15 protein-coding genes are annotated in these 15,604 nt (G+C 59.4%); 5 read left to right on the forward strand and 10 right to left on the reverse strand.

The window, feature by feature from the left end:
• Positions 1-323: 323 nt before the first annotated feature.
• From GJU48_RS19380 to colR, 5 genes are all read right to left on the reverse strand, one after another.
• The gene (locus tag GJU48_RS19380; RefSeq protein WP_053257809.1) at positions 324-551 is read right to left on the reverse strand and encodes a hypothetical protein; all 228 of its coding nucleotides are present in this window, start codon (positions 549-551) and stop codon (positions 324-326) included.
• Positions 548-1,267, reverse strand: coding sequence for a lipopolysaccharide kinase InaA family protein (locus tag GJU48_RS19385; RefSeq protein WP_094952999.1), 720 nt, complete (start codon positions 1,265-1,267; stop codon positions 548-550). The genes GJU48_RS19380 and GJU48_RS19385 overlap by 4 nt, the downstream gene beginning before the upstream one ends.
• A 4-nt stretch (positions 1,268-1,271) precedes the next feature.
• Complete coding sequence (locus GJU48_RS19390) at positions 1,272-1,952, reverse strand: class I SAM-dependent methyltransferase (RefSeq protein WP_094953000.1); 681 nt, start codon at positions 1,950-1,952, stop codon at positions 1,272-1,274.
• A 189-nt stretch (positions 1,953-2,141) separates the two neighbouring features.
• Positions 2,142-3,422 (reverse strand): sensor histidine kinase, encoded by a 1,281-nt coding sequence (locus GJU48_RS19395; protein WP_094953001.1) that lies wholly within the window; start codon positions 3,420-3,422, stop codon positions 2,142-2,144.
• Positions 3,412-4,095, reverse strand: a complete 684-nt coding sequence (gene colR, locus GJU48_RS19400; RefSeq protein WP_016975511.1) for a two-component system response regulator ColR — start codon at positions 4,093-4,095, stop codon at positions 3,412-3,414. The genes GJU48_RS19395 and colR overlap by 11 nt, the downstream gene beginning before the upstream one ends.
• A 201-nt stretch (positions 4,096-4,296) precedes the next feature.
• Here colR and GJU48_RS19405 point away from each other — a divergent pair, with 201 nt between their 5' ends.
• From GJU48_RS19405 to GJU48_RS19415, 3 genes are all read left to right on the forward strand, one after another.
• A complete protein-coding gene (locus GJU48_RS19405; protein ID WP_094953002.1) occupies positions 4,297-6,246 on the forward strand; it encodes an LTA synthase family protein in 1,950 nt (649 codons plus the stop codon).
• Between the two features lie 77 nt (positions 6,247-6,323).
• On the forward strand, positions 6,324-7,022 hold the full coding sequence (locus tag GJU48_RS19410) for a response regulator transcription factor (RefSeq protein WP_094953003.1): 699 nt from the start codon (positions 6,324-6,326) through the stop codon (positions 7,020-7,022).
• On the forward strand, positions 7,012-8,310 hold the full coding sequence (locus tag GJU48_RS19415; protein ID WP_094953004.1) for a sensor histidine kinase: 1,299 nt from the start codon (positions 7,012-7,014) through the stop codon (positions 8,308-8,310). The genes GJU48_RS19410 and GJU48_RS19415 overlap by 11 nt, the downstream gene beginning before the upstream one ends.
• Before the next feature lie 518 nt (positions 8,311-8,828).
• Here GJU48_RS19415 and groL read toward each other — a convergent pair.
• The 5 genes from groL to GJU48_RS19440 form a co-directional block, all read right to left on the reverse strand.
• Positions 8,829-10,475: a chaperonin GroEL gene (gene groL / locus GJU48_RS19420; RefSeq protein ID WP_094953006.1), complete on the reverse strand. Its 1,647-nt coding sequence runs from the start codon at positions 10,473-10,475 to the stop codon at positions 8,829-8,831.
• 49 nt (positions 10,476-10,524) lie between these two features.
• Complete coding sequence (locus GJU48_RS19425) at positions 10,525-10,821, reverse strand: co-chaperone GroES (protein WP_094953007.1); 297 nt, start codon at positions 10,819-10,821, stop codon at positions 10,525-10,527.
• 247 nt (positions 10,822-11,068) lie between these two features.
• Complete coding sequence (locus GJU48_RS19430; RefSeq protein ID WP_024077215.1) at positions 11,069-11,545, reverse strand: FxsA family protein; 477 nt, start codon at positions 11,543-11,545, stop codon at positions 11,069-11,071.
• A 66-nt stretch (positions 11,546-11,611) separates the two neighbouring features.
• The gene (locus GJU48_RS19435) at positions 11,612-12,343 is read right to left on the reverse strand and encodes a HugZ family pyridoxamine 5'-phosphate oxidase (protein ID WP_094953008.1); all 732 of its coding nucleotides are present in this window, start codon (positions 12,341-12,343) and stop codon (positions 11,612-11,614) included.
• A 102-nt stretch (positions 12,344-12,445) separates the two neighbouring features.
• On the reverse strand, positions 12,446-13,453 hold the full coding sequence (locus GJU48_RS19440; protein ID WP_094953009.1) for a DUF481 domain-containing protein: 1,008 nt from the start codon (positions 13,451-13,453) through the stop codon (positions 12,446-12,448).
• A 133-nt stretch (positions 13,454-13,586) separates the two neighbouring features.
• Here GJU48_RS19440 and GJU48_RS19445 point away from each other — a divergent pair, with 133 nt between their 5' ends.
• Positions 13,587-13,949 (forward strand): MGMT family protein, encoded by a 363-nt coding sequence (locus GJU48_RS19445; protein ID WP_094953010.1) that lies wholly within the window; start codon positions 13,587-13,589, stop codon positions 13,947-13,949.
• A 43-nt stretch (positions 13,950-13,992) separates the two neighbouring features.
• Positions 13,993-15,555 carry an AmpG family muropeptide MFS transporter gene (locus GJU48_RS19450; protein ID WP_155296071.1) on the forward strand — a complete coding sequence of 521 codons (1,563 nt, stop codon included), beginning with the start codon at positions 13,993-13,995 and terminating at the stop codon, positions 15,553-15,555.
• Positions 15,556-15,604 lie beyond the last annotated feature (49 nt).

Raw genomic sequence — 15,604 nt, forward strand, 5'->3', positions numbered from 1 at the left:
TTGTTGGGGGCATATCCGTTGCTGCGGTAACGGCGGCTATTGGTTCCGCTCTTACAGCGGGTCACTTTTGGAAAAGAGCCCCAAAAGTAACCAAAAGGGCCCCACCACTCGGCACCTCGCCTAGGCTAGTGTGCTGCCGTGTTTTTGCTCTGCTTTTGCTTCTACCACTCAGGTCGGCTACTAGGCCGCCGTGCTCTGCTTTTGATCTCGATCTGACAGGCCCCGTTAACCACGATTACCGCAGCAACGGATATGTATCTCCCCCCCACACACAAAAAAAGGGCCTCGCATCGCAAGGCCCTTTCCCGGGGGTTTGAATCGTTTCAACTCTGCGGCCTCATGCCCTGAGACATCCCAAACATGAACAACAACAAATCATGATCAGGCTTGACCGCCACACTCGCCTTGGCGACACGCGGCAACAGGCATTGCCCGCTACCTTGCACCGCGCTGAGCACTTGTGTGCGAGGCTGTTCCCACGCAGCCAGCGCGAGGGCTGCTATGCCCAACGCCCCGACCAGGAACAAACCTCGTGCTATTTCTAGCTTCATCTGGTTAAACCCTTGATAGCGCTGCCAAACGCCGTTTCATAAAAGTAGCTGAGTTTTTTCCAGTCAGTATCACTCCACGACGAATGGCGCCGCAGTTGCTGCATGTCGTGGGACGCCGCCCGATAAGCGGTCAAACGCTGACGGCATTTCTCAAAATCCAGCAACGCCACTTCCACATTGGCCGAGTCGCCCTCGCCCGTCACCCGTAAGAAGATGTGCTTGATATACAGGCAACCGTGCTGCCAGCGGCCCTTGTGCATACGTGCCAGGGTGCCCGCCACTTCCTTGAGCACACGCTCGTGGACGCACTCGCCATACTGCTCACGGCCACCGGCGGCGTACCAATTTTCGATCTCGTCAAAACCATCGAGAGACGCCGTCACCAACAGCGCTTTCCATTGATGTTGCGGATCGCGACGCGCCTCGCAGAACACCAGTTCCGGCACCCGCACATCCAATGCACGCAAGCCCTTGAGGGCATCGCGTTCGCGCAACACGGTCGGGCGCCCGAACGGGTGCAGCACACTGCGGTAGATGTGGCCCGTCTGGCGTTTGCTGTAGAGCAAGCGGCCATTAGGGCTCATCACACGTTGCACACCGCTTTCACCACCGCGTCGGCGGTTGGGTTCTTCAACCCACTCGCCCTGTTGGCGCCAAAAATAATCAAAGCGTTCTTCGGGAGCTACATGACTGCCTGCTATGCACTCAACTGCCATCCTGTTACCTCTTACGCAATACATACACTCGCCACATGGCGTACAGCGGTATGAAGTCCAGGGATTCCTGAACACGGAAACCGGCCTGCTCGAACTCTGCCTCAACAGTAGCAGCCGGTAACACGAACCGGTTTTGGTAACCTCCCTGCTCACCTTTACTGCGACGTTTCACTTCGGCACGCTTGCGTTTCCAGGCCTTGAAATTGCCGTCCACCCACAGCGAAATAATCACGCTGTCACGGGTAACCCGCTGAAATTCCCGCAGTATCGCCAGCCGGTGCTCCGGTTCACCAATGTGGTGCATCAAGCGCATGCAGAAGATGCTGTCGACCGAGTTATCCGGCAAATCGATATCAAAAGCAGATGTCTGCAAGGGGCGTACCCGTTTCACCACGTCCGCCGGCTGAGCGGCGGTCGCGACCTTCAACATCGACTCGGAATTGTCAGCCCCGATAATCACACGGTTGGGTTTTTCAGCCAGCAGCGGCCAGAAACGCCCGGCCCCGCAAGGCAAGTCCAACACCAGGCCTGGCTCGCCGGCCATAGCCAGTGCGCCGCGCGCCAATTGCTCGTCTCGTTTGTGGGACAACCGGCGAGCCAGATTGTCCTGATGCTTGAGCAAATAATTCTTCGCGTGCTGATCGTCGTACTTTTCAGAAAAATCGAGCTTGATAGGGGTAGACATCAACGGATCTCCAGTAGCTGTTGCCTACAACCTTAAGCAGCTAACTGTGATCAACAGGTCAACCCGTTGTGAAAAACTTGTCCTGTCCAGCCTCATACATTTCAAGACTTTACAGACACAATCAGTGGCATGGGGCCATCTTCGCCGAAAAGCACGGTATCTGCCGCAGGACAGCGGCAGGGTGGGAAGTCAGGGTTTAGCCTGGCTCAACTCGACATGAAAGCGGCATCCGTGAGGTTCCATCGTGCTCAGGCTGACGCTCCAGCCTTGGCTCTCGCAGATGCGTTGCACCAACGACAAGCCCAAGCCCAGGCCTTCACCGCGCTTTTCGCTGCCGCGCACGAACGGCTCGAACATCGCCTCACGTTTGTCTTCGGGAATACCGACGCCGGAGTCCTCCACGACAAACCCGCTGGGCTCGAGAGTCAGGCGGATAAAGCCCTGTTCGGTGTAATGCAGGGCATTGCGCAACAGGTTGCCCATCACCGCGTGCAGGAACGTGGTGTTGTAGCGAGTATCCAGCGGATTACCCGGCAGGTAGACCAATTCCAGACCTTTTTGCTCGATAGGCTCCCGCCAGATCCCGAGCAAGTCTTCGGCCACCTGGGTCAAGTTGACCTGCGGCGACATGGCCGCATCATCATGCTTGGCACGGGCCAGCATCAGGAAGGTTTGCACCAGCTCGCGCATCTCTTCACAGGCACGGGCGATTCGCAGCACTTGGTTGCGACCGCGCTGATCAATCGCCGGGTTCTCCAGCAGCAGTTCGCAGGAGCTGGCCAGTACCATTAACGGCGTGCGCAATTCATGGCTTACATCACTGGTAAACAGCTGCTCGCGGGACAACGCCTGACGCAAGCGGCCCAGGGTGGCGTCGAAAGCCACGGCCAGCTCGCCGACTTCATCGGCCGCATAATCCGGCGCCAACGGCGGCGCCAAACCCAGCAACTGGTCGCGATGACGCACTTGGCGGGCCAGCCGCACCACCGGCGCCATTACTTTGCGCGCCAGCACCCAACCGAGGAACACCGCCAGCGCCAGGCTGAGCACAAAGCCCACCAGCACCACGGCAAACAGCACGCGCTCGCGCTCTTCAAAATCGCTTTGGTCTTGCAGCAGGACATAGCGTCGACCATCCACCACTTCGACCATAGCGTGGTACGACAGCGACTCGCGGAACACCTCATGAAAACCCGGCTCCAGGTGGCGCAAATCCTTGGGCAGCTCGAAATCCCCACGCCCACCGCTGAAATAAAACAGCTGGTCGGGCTCCGGGCGGTGGCTCCAGTCCTCAACGCTGTCCATCAGCAGCAGGCGTTGCAAGTCGCCACCCAAGCCTGCCGAGATCAGCTTTTCTTCCACCAGGTGTACCGTTGCAACGATGCCCATGGCGAACGCCCCCGCCACCAACGCGCTCATCAAGGCGAAGGCGATGATGATCCGCTGGGCAAGGCTTTGCTTAAACTCCATCACGACCCTCGGCCAGGCGATAACCCACACCGTGCACCGTTTGCAGCAGCGGCTTGGCGAAGGGTTTATCGATCACTTGGCGCAATTGGTGGACGTGGCTGCGCAGGCTGTCGCTGTCTGGGCAGTCGTCGCCCCACAAGGCTTCTTCGAGAATTTCCCGGCGCAGCACGTGGGGGCTCTTCTGCATCAACACCGCGAGCAACTTCAAGCCAACAGGGTTGAGTTTCAGCAGCCGCCCTTCGCGAGTGACTTCCAGGGTATCGAGGTCGTAATGCAGGTCAGCCACCTGCAGGGCACGGCGTCCACCTCCTTGGGCACGGCGCAGCACGGCTTCGATGCGGGCGGCCAATTCCGACAAGGCAAAGGGTTTGAGCAGGTAATCATCGGCGCCGGACTTGAAGCCCTGCAGCCGGTCATCCAATTGGTCGCGGGCGGTGAGCATGATCACCGGCGTATCGCGACGGGCGTCTTCACGCAGGCGTTTGCACAAGGTGTAGCCATCGATGCCGGGCAGCATGATGTCGAGCACGATCAAGTCGTAATGCTCAGTGGCGGCCAGGTGCAGGCCCGATAACCCGTCCTGCGCACAGTCCACGGTGTAGCCCTTCAGCCCCAGGTAATCGGCCAGGTTGGCCAGAATATCGCGGTTGTCTTCAACCAATAGAATTCGCATGGGCAGTGTCTCCGTTCTTTCGTGCCAGCCGTGTTGGCTCGCGCAGCTTAAGGCCAACGGTGGCTCAGGGATAGACCTCAAAGGCCTGTCGATAAAGGTTTTCAACCAATTACACAAGCCAACAAGTTTTTCACTATAGCTTCACAAACTGACTACAGCGTCAGGCCGAAGATCACCGCCATTGATATAAGGAACATAGACATGGGGTTTCTCAAAACGGCGCCTATGCGCTTTTTGCTGCTCGTAACCGGCGCCTGGCTGGTTGTTTTCCTGCTGACCCGCAGCGTGCTGCTCCTCACCCACCTGGATGAAGTCGGTGTCAACCTGCTGCCGGTGTTTGGCGTGGGCTTGCTGTATGACCTGGGTTTCTTGGCCTATGCCGCCTTGCCGCTGGGGTTGTATGTGCTGCTGTGCCCGCCCGCGTTGTGGCGCCGCCGTGGCCACCGCTGGTTCCTGCAGGCGGTGCTGACCGTCAGCCTGTTCGCCATGCTGTTCACCTCGGTGGCCGAATGGCTGTTCTGGGATGAGTTCGGCGTGCGCTTCAACTTTATCGCCGTCGATTACCTGGTGTACTCCGACGAAGTGTTGAACAACCTGCTGGAGTCTTACCCGATCGGCAAGCTGCTCAGCCTGTTGGCGATGCTGGCGATCGTGTTAAGCGTGGTCCTGCGCAAGCCGTTCAATGCCGCGATGAACGCGCCGCTGCCGCCGCTGCGTGGCCGCCTGCTGAATGCCTTGGGCCTGTTGGTGGTCGCTGGCCTCAGCCTGCAACTGATCAGCCAGGACAGCCCGCGCGCCCAAGGCGGTAACGCCTACAAGAACGAGCTGGCGAGCAATGGCCCGTACCAGTTTTTCGCCGCGTTCCGTAACAACGAACTGGACTACCCACAGTTCTACCAAAGCCTGCCCACCGAGGTGGTCGCCAAGCAGTTGCGCGCCGAACTCAGCGAGCCCAACGCGCGCTTTATCGGCAGCGACCCGCTGGACATTCGCCGTGCAATCACCAACCCAGGCACCTTGCGCAAACCCAACATTGTGCTGGTGACCATCGAGAGCTTCAGCGCCAAATACATGGGCAGCAATGGCGATGGGCGCAACCTCACGCCCAACCTCGATGCCCTGCGCAAACAAAGCCTGTACTTCAATAACTTCTATGCCACCGGCACCCGCACCGACCGTGGCCTGGAAGCCATCACCCTGGCGATTCCACCCACGCCCGGGCGTTCGATCGTCAAGCGCATCGGCCGTGAAAGCGGCTTTGCCAGCCTTGGCCAACAACTCAGTGCCGTCGGTTACGACAGCGTGTTTGTCTACGGCGGGCGCGGCTACTTCGACAATATGAACGCGTTTTTCAGCGGCAACGGCTATCGGGTTGTAGACCAGAGCAGCGTGCCGGAAACCGAAATCTCGTTCAAAAACGCCTGGGGCATGGCCGATGAAGACCTCTACCGGCAGACCCTGAAACTGGCCGACGCCGATTACGCCAAGCAGCAGCCCTTCTTGCTGCAACTGATGACCACCTCCAACCATCGCCCCTACACCTACCCGGACGGGCGTATCGATATCAAATCCGGCAACGGCCGTGACGGCGCGGTGAAATACACCGACCACGCTATCGGTGAGTTCCTTGAGGCGGCACGCCAGAAGCCTTGGTTCGATAACACGATCTTCGTGTTCGTCGCCGACCACACCGCCGGCAGTGCAGGCAAAGAGGACCTGCCCATCACCAACTACCAGATCCCACTGTTCATCTATGCACCCAAGCTGATCGACGCCCGGGAAACCGCGCAACTGGCCAGCCAGATCGACCTTGCGCCCACTTTGCTGGGCCTGATCAACCTGAGCTACGAATCGACCTTCTTTGGCCGCAACCTGTTGCAAGACAACCCGCTGCCACCGCGTGTGGTGGTCGGTAACTACCAACACCTGGGCTTGTTTGACGGCAAGGACCTGGCGATCCTAAGCCCACGCCTGGGCTTGCGCCGCCACGATCAAGCCCTGGCTGAGAGCCAGGAGTTGCGCGTGGGCAGTGATGACCCGCTGATCCAGCGCGCAATCACCTACTACCAGGCCGCCAGCTATGATTTCAAACAGCAATTGCTGAGCTGGAAAGCGCCCAAAGATGAGGCTCCCGCCTTCAGCGTCCGCTGACAGCCCACTTGAACCCTTGCCTGCCATAGGGCAAGGGCGTAACACTTGCGCCCATTCTCCGGCGACGACGCCCTTTCATGTCCGACACCCTGCTGCTGATAGAAGATGACCGCCCACTGGCCGCGCTGACTGCCGAGTTTCTGCGCGCCGAAGGTTTTACCGTCGCCATTGAGCACCGCGGCGACCGTGCCGCCCAGCGCATTCGCGACGAGCAGCCGGCGCTGTTGATCCTGGATGTGATGTTGCCGGGTATCGACGGCTTCACCCTGTGCCGGCAGATCCGCGACCAGTACCCCGGGCTGATCCTGATGATGACGGCCTTGGATGAAAACGCCGAGCAATTGACCGGTTTCAACGTCGGCGCCGACGACTACGTGGTCAAACCTGTCGACCCGCTGCTGTTGCTGGCCAGGGTCCGCTCGTTACTGCGCCGCCACCCGCAAGCCCCTCGCGCGTATTACCAGTGGGGCGCGTTTCGCTTGGACCTGAACAGCCATTTCGCTTGGCTTAATGACACGCCCTTGCAGTTCTCGGTCGCCGAGTTCGAATTGCTGGCGATTTTTGCCCGCCATTGCGGCGTATTGCTGACGCGGGAAAAACTCCTGCAAAGCCTGCGCGGCCTGGAATACGACGGGCTCAACCGCTCCATCGATATGCGCGTATCGCGCTTGCGCAAAAAGCTGATGAGCCTGGAATGCCCGGTGACCATCCAGACCATCACGGCCCAAGGTTATCTGTTCGTCGAAATCCCGCAGGAAGCTGAGCATGCTGGCTAAGGTGCGGCCGTGGATGGTGGCCGTAGTGGGCACGGGCTGGGCGGCCTTGACCCTGTATCTGCTATGGCTGTGCACCAATGCCTCAGTATTTGTTGGTGAAGACAGCTTTTTGCGCCTGATGGCCGGGCCGGGTTATCTGGTGGCTGAACAGCTCAAAGGCGTGCCCGTCGACCAGCGGGAAGCACGGATGGACATCCTGCGTGCGCACTTTCAGTACCCGGTGAATCTGATCACGCTGGACGATGTCGAGCTGCCGCCGGAAGCCATGGTCATGTTGGAACATCAGCAACCGGCGCTAAACAGCGACGAAGACATCAGCTACTTCCCGCTTGACGACGATACCGTGATCCGATTCGGCCCCATGTGGGGGAGCGCCGAGATCAAGGACCTGCTGAAATTTCCGGTTTTCTGGATTACCGCCTGCGTCGCGGGCTTGCCGGTCCTGCTACTGCTCGGGATTGGTTTACGTCTACACCGGCGGCGCAACGCCGAGCTGAACACGCTCAATACCTGCCTGGGCACCCTTGCGCGCAGCCCGAACGTGATGCTGCCCGCCATGAGCAAGGAATGGACGCCGCTGCTGCTGACGTTGCAACAACATGCGCGGGACATCAGCGCCATGAGTGAACGCCATCGCGAAGTCTCCCAGGCGGTTTCCCATGAACTGCGCACACCCCTGGCGCGCATGCGCTTCGCCTTGTCGCTGCTGAGCAAAAGCGAAGACCCGCTCACCCGCACCCGCCTTCAGGAACGCTTGCTTACCGATGTCGAAGAGCTCGAAGCCTTGGTTCGCGCCAGCCTGGCCTTTGCGCGACTGGCCGGCGCGCCCACCGACCTGCAGCATGAACCGATCAACCTGCGTGACTGGCTGCATCAAGAGTTTGCCCTGCTCGACGGGCACCATCGCCGGCTGAGCCTGGAAACCGAGCCTGCACACCTTGAACTGATCGGCGACCGTGCCCTGCTGCACCTGATCGTACGCAACCTATTGAGCAACGCCATCACCTACGCCCGCGATCAGGTGTGCGTGAGTGCCACCTACCATGGCCAACATCACCTGGTGTTGCATGTGGACGACGACGGGCCCGGCATCCTCGCGGAAAACCGCGAAAAGATCTTCGAGCCCTTTGTGCGCCTAGCCATGGGCGGCGATGCGCCCGGGGGCTTCGGCCTCGGCCTGGCGCTGGCCAAACGTGCCACCCAGTGGCACTGCGGCGAATTGTCGGCGGCCCGTAGCCCGTTGGGCGGTGCACGCCTGACACTGCTGTTGCCACTGCGCCCGCGGTAGAAAGCGTGTTACAGCCTGTGACAGCGAGGCGCCGCCATTGCCCGTACTCTCTGCCGCCTGAATCCCAGGTTGGAGAGCCCGTTCATGCGTCCCCCCAAAAAGCATGTGTTCACACTGATGCTGTCGTTGTGCATCATTACCGGCTCACTCGCACCCGGTAAGGCGATCACGAACCAGCCATCACAACAGGCGAAACCATCACAACAGGCGCAAGACAAAACCCCAAGTGCCAATACCTGGACCCCAAGCACGCAGGGCTCGGGCGTGACAGCCGAGCGCAGGAGGAGGCCCAGAGCCACTGCCGCTGAAAAACTCGCGCACCTGCCTGGCCCTCACCCATTCTACGAAGCTGCTGCATCGCAACCCCTGGCACTGGTGTCGAATGCCCAATTGACCCTGGCCCGCGGCATGACCTTCAAGAGGCTGTTACGCCGACGTTCAGAGCCATCAGCGGCGCATAAAAAAACCCCGCCTGCATCACTGCAGGCGGGGTTTTTCAGGTGCCGGGTAAGGCTGGCTTACATCATGCCGCCCATGCCACCCATGCCACCCATGTCTGGCATACCGCCGCCAGCCGAGCCGCCTTCAGCCGGTGCATCAGCAATCGCCGCTTCGGTGGTCAGGATCAGACTGCCGATGGAGGCCGCTGCTTGCAATGCGGAACGAGTCACCTTGGTAGGGTCCAGGATGCCCATTTCGATCATGTCGCCGTAGACGCCAGTTGCGGCGTTGTAACCGTAGTTACCTTTGCCGTTCTTGACTTCGTTGACCACAACGCTTGGCTCGTCGCCGGAGTTGGCAGCGATCTGGCGCAGTGGCGCTTCAACAGCACGACGCAGCACAGCGATACCGACGTTCTGATCAGCGTTGTCGCCAGTCAGATTAGTCAGGGCTTCCAGGGCACGGATCAGGGCAACGCCACCGCCAGGTACCACGCCTTCTTCAACGGCTGCACGGGTTGCGTGCAGGGCGTCTTCAACGCGGGCTTTCTTCTCTTTCATTTCAACTTCGGAACCGGCGCCAACCTTGATCACTGCAACGCCGCCGGACAGCTTGGCCAGACGCTCTTGCAGTTTTTCACGGTCGTAGTCGGACGAAGTTTCAGCAACCTGGGCACGGATCTGAGTGATGCGCGCCTGGATGTCCTGCTCTACGCCAGCACCGTCAACGATGATGGTGTTTTCTTTGGAGATGGTCACGCGCTTGGCGCTACCCAGGTTTTCCAGGGTGGCGCTTTCCAGGCTCAGGCCGATCTCTTCGGAGATAACGGTACCGCCGGTCAGAACAGCGATGTCCTGCAGCATGGCCTTGCGACGGTCGCCGAAGCCTGGAGCCTTGACGGCTGCAACTTTAACGATGCCACGCATGTTGTTCACAACCAGCGTCGCCAGGGCTTCGCCTTCAACGTCTTCGGAAACGATCAGCAGTGGGCGGCCGGCTTTGGCAACGGCTTCCAGTACTGGCAGCATTTCGCGGATGTTGGAGATTTTTTTGTCGACCAGCAGGATCAGCGGGCTGTCCAGCTCGGCAACCATGGTTTCTGGCTTGTTGACGAAGTACGGGGACAGGTAGCCACGGTCGAACTGCATGCCTTCTACAACCGACAGTTCGTTTTCCAGGCCAGTGCCTTCTTCAACGGTGATCACGCCTTCTTTACCGACTTTTTCCATGGCTTCGGCAATGATGTCGCCGATGGAGCTGTCGGAGTTGGCAGAGATGGTGCCTACCTGAGCGATAGCCTTGGTGTCAGCGCATGGCTTGGACAGGTTTTTCAGCTCAGCCACAACGGCGATGGTCGCCTTGTCGATGCCGCGCTTGAGGTCCATCGGGTTCATGCCGGCAGCGACGGCTTTGTAGCCTTCGTTGACGATTGCCTGAGCCAGAACGGTAGCGGTGGTGGTGCCGTCGCCTGCGTCATCGTTGGCACGGGAGGCAACGTCTTTGACCAGCTGCGCGCCCATGTTCTCGAAGCGACATTTCAGCTCGATTTCTTTGGCTACGGAAACGCCATCTTTGGTGATGGTCGGAGCGCCGAAGCTTTTCTCGATGATCACGTTACGGCCTTTAGGGCCCAGGGTCGCTTTTACTGCGTCAGCCAGGACGTTGACACCGGCGAGCATTTTTTTGCGGGCGGAATCGCCGAATTTAACTTCTTTAGCAGCCATGATCGATATTCCTTAAATACTTTGTAGTAACGGGAAAGTGAGCGGGGAATCAGTCTTCCAGAACGGCGAGAATTTCGTTCTCGCTCATTACCAGCAGGTCTTCGCCGTCGACTTTCACAGTGTTGCTGCCGGAGTAAGGGCCGAAAACAACCTTGTCACCCACTTTCACAGCCAGCGCACGTACTTCACCGTTTTCCAGAGCCTTGCCTGGGCCAGCAGCGATGATCACACCGTGGTTGGCTTTTTCAGCAGCCGAACCTGGCAGAACGATACCGCCAGCGGTTTTCTTTTCTTCTTCGCTGCGACGGATTACGACGCGGTCGTGCAGAGGACGAAGCTTGCTCATTGTCGATCTCTCCTAATTGTGTTTTTCATCGGCCGGTATCGGTACCGGCGGGTTGTATTCCGGCGGTGCCGGTCGCGCCTCGCCAAGCAAGACGCGGAAGTCTGTCTGGTGTCGCCACCAGAAACCTTGCGGTGACCGTTACATAAGGGCGCATAAGCTTATTACAAGGGGCCGTAGCGGAAATTTTTTGTGTCTGCTGACGACCAAAAGCAACACGACACCCATAGGTGCCGTGCCCATAAAGCGGTTATTTGCTGTCGCGGTGTTCGAACTCACCTTCGATCACATCACCTTCACGCCCCAACGGCTGGCGTGGAGCCGGGCCACCACGGGGTTGCAGGTCGTCGGCGAACGCACGTTGGCGAATCGCCGCCTCTTCGGCACGCTGGCGCATCTTGCCGGCCAGCAGCTTGCGGGTAAACGGCAGCAGCATGACCAAGCCGACCACGTCGCTGATGAAACCCGGCAGGATCAACAGGCCACCGGCCAAGGCCATCATCAGGCCTTCAAGCATGGTCTGGGCTGGCAGTTCGCCGCGGTTCAAGCTTTCACGAGCACGCAACGCCGTGGCCAGGCCGGCGACGCGCAGCACCAGCACGCCGAGCATCGAGCCGAGAATGATCAGTAACAGTGCCGGGAAAAACCCGATCGCACCGCTGACTTGAACGAATACGAACAGCTCCAACACCGGGAACAGCAGAAAGAGCAATAAAAAAGGGCGCATCAAATGGTTCCTCAACGCAAGAATGCCTTGCCAGTCCACCCTAGATGACGTCGCCGTTTCGTGAATTCAAGCGTTGGCGCGCTCTTTTTTCGGCCAGACCTCGGCGTGGGCCAATAAAACCAGGGCTTCGCGTACTTGTGTCGGATTATTGCAAGGCTCCGCAAAAGGCAACCAATGCAGGGATTGGCCAATGCGCAGGTGCATGCCTTCACTGTCGACGCCGGCCAATTGCGCAGGCTCGGTGGTCGGCAAACCGGCCAGTTCGACGTAATGCGCGATGGCCTTGGTGTGATCGCTGTTCATGTGCTCGATCATGCTGCGCTCAGCCTTGCCCGCGAACGGGTTGGCCAAGGTCAGTTGGTCGACCCAGTGGATCGCACCAAACCCGCCTATATAACGGTGACGCACGGGCTTGAGCACCCAGAAGTCAAAATCGTGGGCTTTGTGGTAGTTGGCCGAATCGGGGAAGTAGCGGTAATAACGCTCGGCGGCCGCTTCAATGGCAGCGGCGTCTTCAAGCTTCTCGGCTTCGGCCAAGTAGGTCAGGCGCCCCACCGCCTGCACATCATCGGCCTCGCGCTCACCCACCAGCAGCGAGCACTTGGGGTCTTTTTGCAGGTTATGGGTGTGCTGGGCAATGCGGCTGATCAGGATCAGCGGGCGGCCCTGCTCGTCGAGGCAATACGGCACGACGGAGCCGAAGGGAAACCCGGGCATGGCTTTGGACAATGTGGAGAGAGCCCCACGGTATTCCTTGAGCAACAGCTCTCGGGCGTTCTTGGCAACGTGCGCGCTCAACGTATGACTCCTCGGGTATTCCGCCACCCACAGCCTATGGGGGCTATGGGAATGGATCTCAATACAAGGTAATCAATATCCGCGCAGGTTGCCAGAGTGCTCTTACCAGGCCACGCCAAACCCTGCGGTGTAACGGGTCTTGCTCAAGCTACCTTCCGACTCGCCACTGATGATGTCGCGCTCGGCCTTAAGATTAAGCGAAGCCCATTCGGTGACTTTGTAACGCAGGCCCATCTCCGCATCCAAGGAGTATTCGGACGGCCCGGAGAGCGGCTTGCCCACCTCGCCGTTGGTGAAAAACTCCACGGTCTTGCCTACGAGGTAGCGGTTGTAGTTCCACTTCATGGCCAGGGAATAGAAGTCGGTCTTGCGGCCGTTTTCATATTCATAGTCGGTGCGGTTTACCAAGGAGCCGAGGGAGAACGCACCCAGCTCATCGTCCCAGAACTGGTAGCCCGGACCGGTACCGACGGTGCGTTGGCGGGACAAGTCTTCAACCTTGTCACGCTTGTAGGTCAGGCGGCCCTGCCAATACCAATGCTCGGTGATGAAGCGGTCCAAGTCATATTCCAACGCCCAGTTGTCGGTGGTGGTGACGTCGTCCTGGAACTCGCGGTTGTATTCGCCTTTGCCGGTATGACGCCACTGGCCGTGGCGGGCGGTGGTCTTGAAGTCGATGTCGTAGTCGTTGGTGTCTTTGTCGGCACGCTTGTAGTCCAGCGCCAGGTCAACGTTGCCCTTCCACACCAGGTCTTCGATCACAGGCTTGGGTTTGATGATTTGCTGGATGCTTGCCAACTCAACCGTCTTCGGCGCTTCGCCATTGGCCAGCACCACCTTGCCATCATCTGCCGCTTTGAGGGATTTGGCTTTTTCGCCGGTGTAGGCGTCCTGTTTGACCAGCAACTCCTGGTCACTTTCCAGGGTTTTCACCTGTTTCCAGTCCACCGGGATCGCCCCTGCGTAACTGGTCTGAATCAGCAACTTGCCACCGTCGAAGACTTTGATCTTGCCGGTCAGGCGGTCACCGTTTTTCAACCAGACGGTGTCGGCGAGCAAGGGCGTGGAAGCGCTGAAAACAGCAAGGCACAGCAGGGTTCTGGACAACATAAGCGGATTCGGAGCTCGGAGTTGGCGAAAAAGGGACGTTATCGTGTTAGATGGCTAGGACTGACTCAAGGATTTATGTTGAGTTCAATTCTCAACACCATGATTACAGACGTTTCTTACAAAGACACCGACGATGCCCACAGTAAATCCACCTGCCGAACCCCCTCAAAGCCCGGCCGACATGCGCCGCACGGCGCTGTACCTGACATTGGCGCAAGTGCCCGAGGGCTGCGTGGTGAGCTACGGCGAATTGGCCCACCTGGCAGGGCTGGGCCGCGCGGCACGCTGGGTCGGGCGCACGCTCAGCCAGCTGCCAGAGGGCACTCGGTTGCCTTGGCACCGGGTGCTGGGTGCCGGTGGTCGGATAAGTCTGCCGGTGGGCAGTGCCTCAGGCGACGAACAACGTGCGCGTTTACGCAGTGAAGGTGTCAGTATCCTGAACAATCGCGTTGATATTCAGCGTCATGGCTGGCGCCCGGTAGAGCACAGCGGTTAGAGTGCGCGCTTTGTTTCCGCAAATCTGAGGCAGACTCCAGCCCATGCCCCGTAAAACCTGGCGCGCCGCGCTCGCCGCCTATGCCAGCCCCTCGACGTTAGTGTTGTTGTTGCTCGGTTTCGCCGCCGGCTTGCCTTACATGTTGGTGTTCTCGACGCTTTCAGTGTGGTTGCGCGAGGCCGGTGTGGCCCGCGAGACCATCGGTTATGCGAGCCTGATCGGTTTGGCCTACGCCTTCAAATGGGTCTGGTCGCCATTGCTCGACCAATGGCGCTTGCCGCTGCTCGGTAAACTCGGACGTCGTCGTTCCTGGCTGGTGCTGGCCCAGACGCTGGTGATCCTCGGGTTGATCGGCATGGGCTTTTGCGACCCGCAAAAACACCTGTCCTGGCTGATTGCCATTGCCGTAATCGTCGCCTTCGCGTCGGCCACCCAAGACATCGCGGTGGATGCCTACCGCCTGGAAATCGCCGACGACAGTCGCCAGGCGGCCCTGGCTGCCAGCTACATGTCCGGTTACCGCATCGCCGCCCTGCTGGCCACGGCGGGTGCACTGTTTTTCGCCGAAGGCTTCGGCTCCACCGGCTTCAACTATAAACACTCGGCGTGGACCGGCACTTACGTGCTGTTCGGCTTGCTGATGATCCCGGCGCTGCTGACCACCTTCTTCATGCGCGAGCCCAATGTGCCACTGCGCACCCAGTTGCAGGCCGGCCGCTACAGCTTCGCGCATCAGCTTGTTTCTGTATTTGTGCTGATCGTGCTGCTGGTGTCGGTCCCGGCGATGTTCACCCAGCTGTACAACACCGACTTCGCCAGCGTGCTGTTCCACGGCGTGAGCCTGTGGGAGCTGCTGATGGAAGACCGCGCGTTCCTGCGCGCCATCCTCTATATCATCCTCACCGCACTGTGCCTGTCGGCCATGGGTCGCCGGGGGCTGGCGCCGGTGCTGACGCCGGTCAACGACTTTATCCTGCGCTACCGCTGGCAGGCGTTGCTGCTGCTCGGGCTGATTGCGACCTATCGCATGTCCGACACGGTGATGGGCGTGATGGCCAACGTGTTCTACATCGACCAGGGTTTTACCAAGGACCAGATTGCCGGAGTCAGCAAGATCTTCGGCCTGATCATGACCCTGCTCGGCGCCGGTATGGGCGGCCTGTTGATTGTGCGCTTCGGGATCCTGCCGATCCTGTTTATCGGCGGCATCGCCTCGGCCGGCACCAACCTGCTGTTTGTCGCGCTCGCCGACATGGGCCCCGACCTGCAGATGCTGATTTTCACCATCTCGCTGGACAACTTCAGCTCAGGCCTGGCCACCTCGGCGTTCGTCGCCTACCTGTCGAGCCTGACCAACCTCAAGTTCTCCGCCACCCAATACGCCCTGCTCAGCTCGATCATGCTGTTGCTGCCTCGCCTGATTGGCGGCTATTCGGGGGTGATGGTGGAGAAGTTCGGGTATCACAACTTCTTCATGATTACCTGTTTGCTGGGTGTGCCGACGCTGTTCCTGATTGCGTTGCATTGGTTTCAGGAAAATCGACGAATTCGTTTGAACCCGCCCACTGAGGACCAACCCGCTCCCACAGACCCCTCTGTATTCTGATACCTGTACTCCAGCAGTTTGCGCCCGTACAATCCCAAGTCATTTCAAG

The organism is Pseudomonas sp. IB20 (genome assembly GCF_009707325.1).
Taxonomy (GTDB): Bacteria; Pseudomonadota; Gammaproteobacteria; order Pseudomonadales; family Pseudomonadaceae; genus Aquipseudomonas.

Excerpts from the sequence above, each read along its gene's own strand:
- GJU48_RS19380 (WP_053257809.1), bottom strand. The coding sequence starts at position 551 with ATGAAGCTAGAAATAGCACGAGGTTTGTTCCTGGTCGGGGCGTTGGGC.
- GJU48_RS19385 (WP_094952999.1), bottom strand. The coding sequence starts at position 1,267 with ATGGCAGTTGAGTGCATAGCAGGCAGTCATGTAGCTCCCGAAGAACGC.
- GJU48_RS19390 (WP_094953000.1), bottom strand. The coding sequence starts at position 1,952 with ATGTCTACCCCTATCAAGCTCGATTTTTCTGAAAAGTACGACGATCAG.
- GJU48_RS19395 (WP_094953001.1), bottom strand. The coding sequence starts at position 3,422 with ATGGAGTTTAAGCAAAGCCTTGCCCAGCGGATCATCATCGCCTTCGCC.
- colR (WP_016975511.1), bottom strand. The coding sequence starts at position 4,095 with ATGCGAATTCTATTGGTTGAAGACAACCGCGATATTCTGGCCAACCTG.
- GJU48_RS19405 (WP_094953002.1), top strand. The coding sequence starts at position 4,297 with ATGGGGTTTCTCAAAACGGCGCCTATGCGCTTTTTGCTGCTCGTAACC.
- GJU48_RS19410 (WP_094953003.1), top strand. The coding sequence starts at position 6,324 with ATGTCCGACACCCTGCTGCTGATAGAAGATGACCGCCCACTGGCCGCG.
- GJU48_RS19415 (WP_094953004.1), top strand. The coding sequence starts at position 7,012 with ATGCTGGCTAAGGTGCGGCCGTGGATGGTGGCCGTAGTGGGCACGGGC.
- groL (WP_094953006.1), bottom strand. The coding sequence starts at position 10,475 with ATGGCTGCTAAAGAAGTTAAATTCGGCGATTCCGCCCGCAAAAAAATG.
- GJU48_RS19425 (WP_094953007.1), bottom strand. The coding sequence starts at position 10,821 with ATGAGCAAGCTTCGTCCTCTGCACGACCGCGTCGTAATCCGTCGCAGC.
- GJU48_RS19430 (WP_024077215.1), bottom strand. The coding sequence starts at position 11,545 with ATGCGCCCTTTTTTATTGCTCTTTCTGCTGTTCCCGGTGTTGGAGCTG.
- GJU48_RS19440 (WP_094953009.1), bottom strand. The coding sequence starts at position 13,453 with ATGTTGTCCAGAACCCTGCTGTGCCTTGCTGTTTTCAGCGCTTCCACG.
- GJU48_RS19445 (WP_094953010.1), top strand. The coding sequence starts at position 13,587 with ATGCCCACAGTAAATCCACCTGCCGAACCCCCTCAAAGCCCGGCCGAC.
- GJU48_RS19450 (WP_155296071.1), top strand. The coding sequence starts at position 13,993 with ATGCCCCGTAAAACCTGGCGCGCCGCGCTCGCCGCCTATGCCAGCCCC.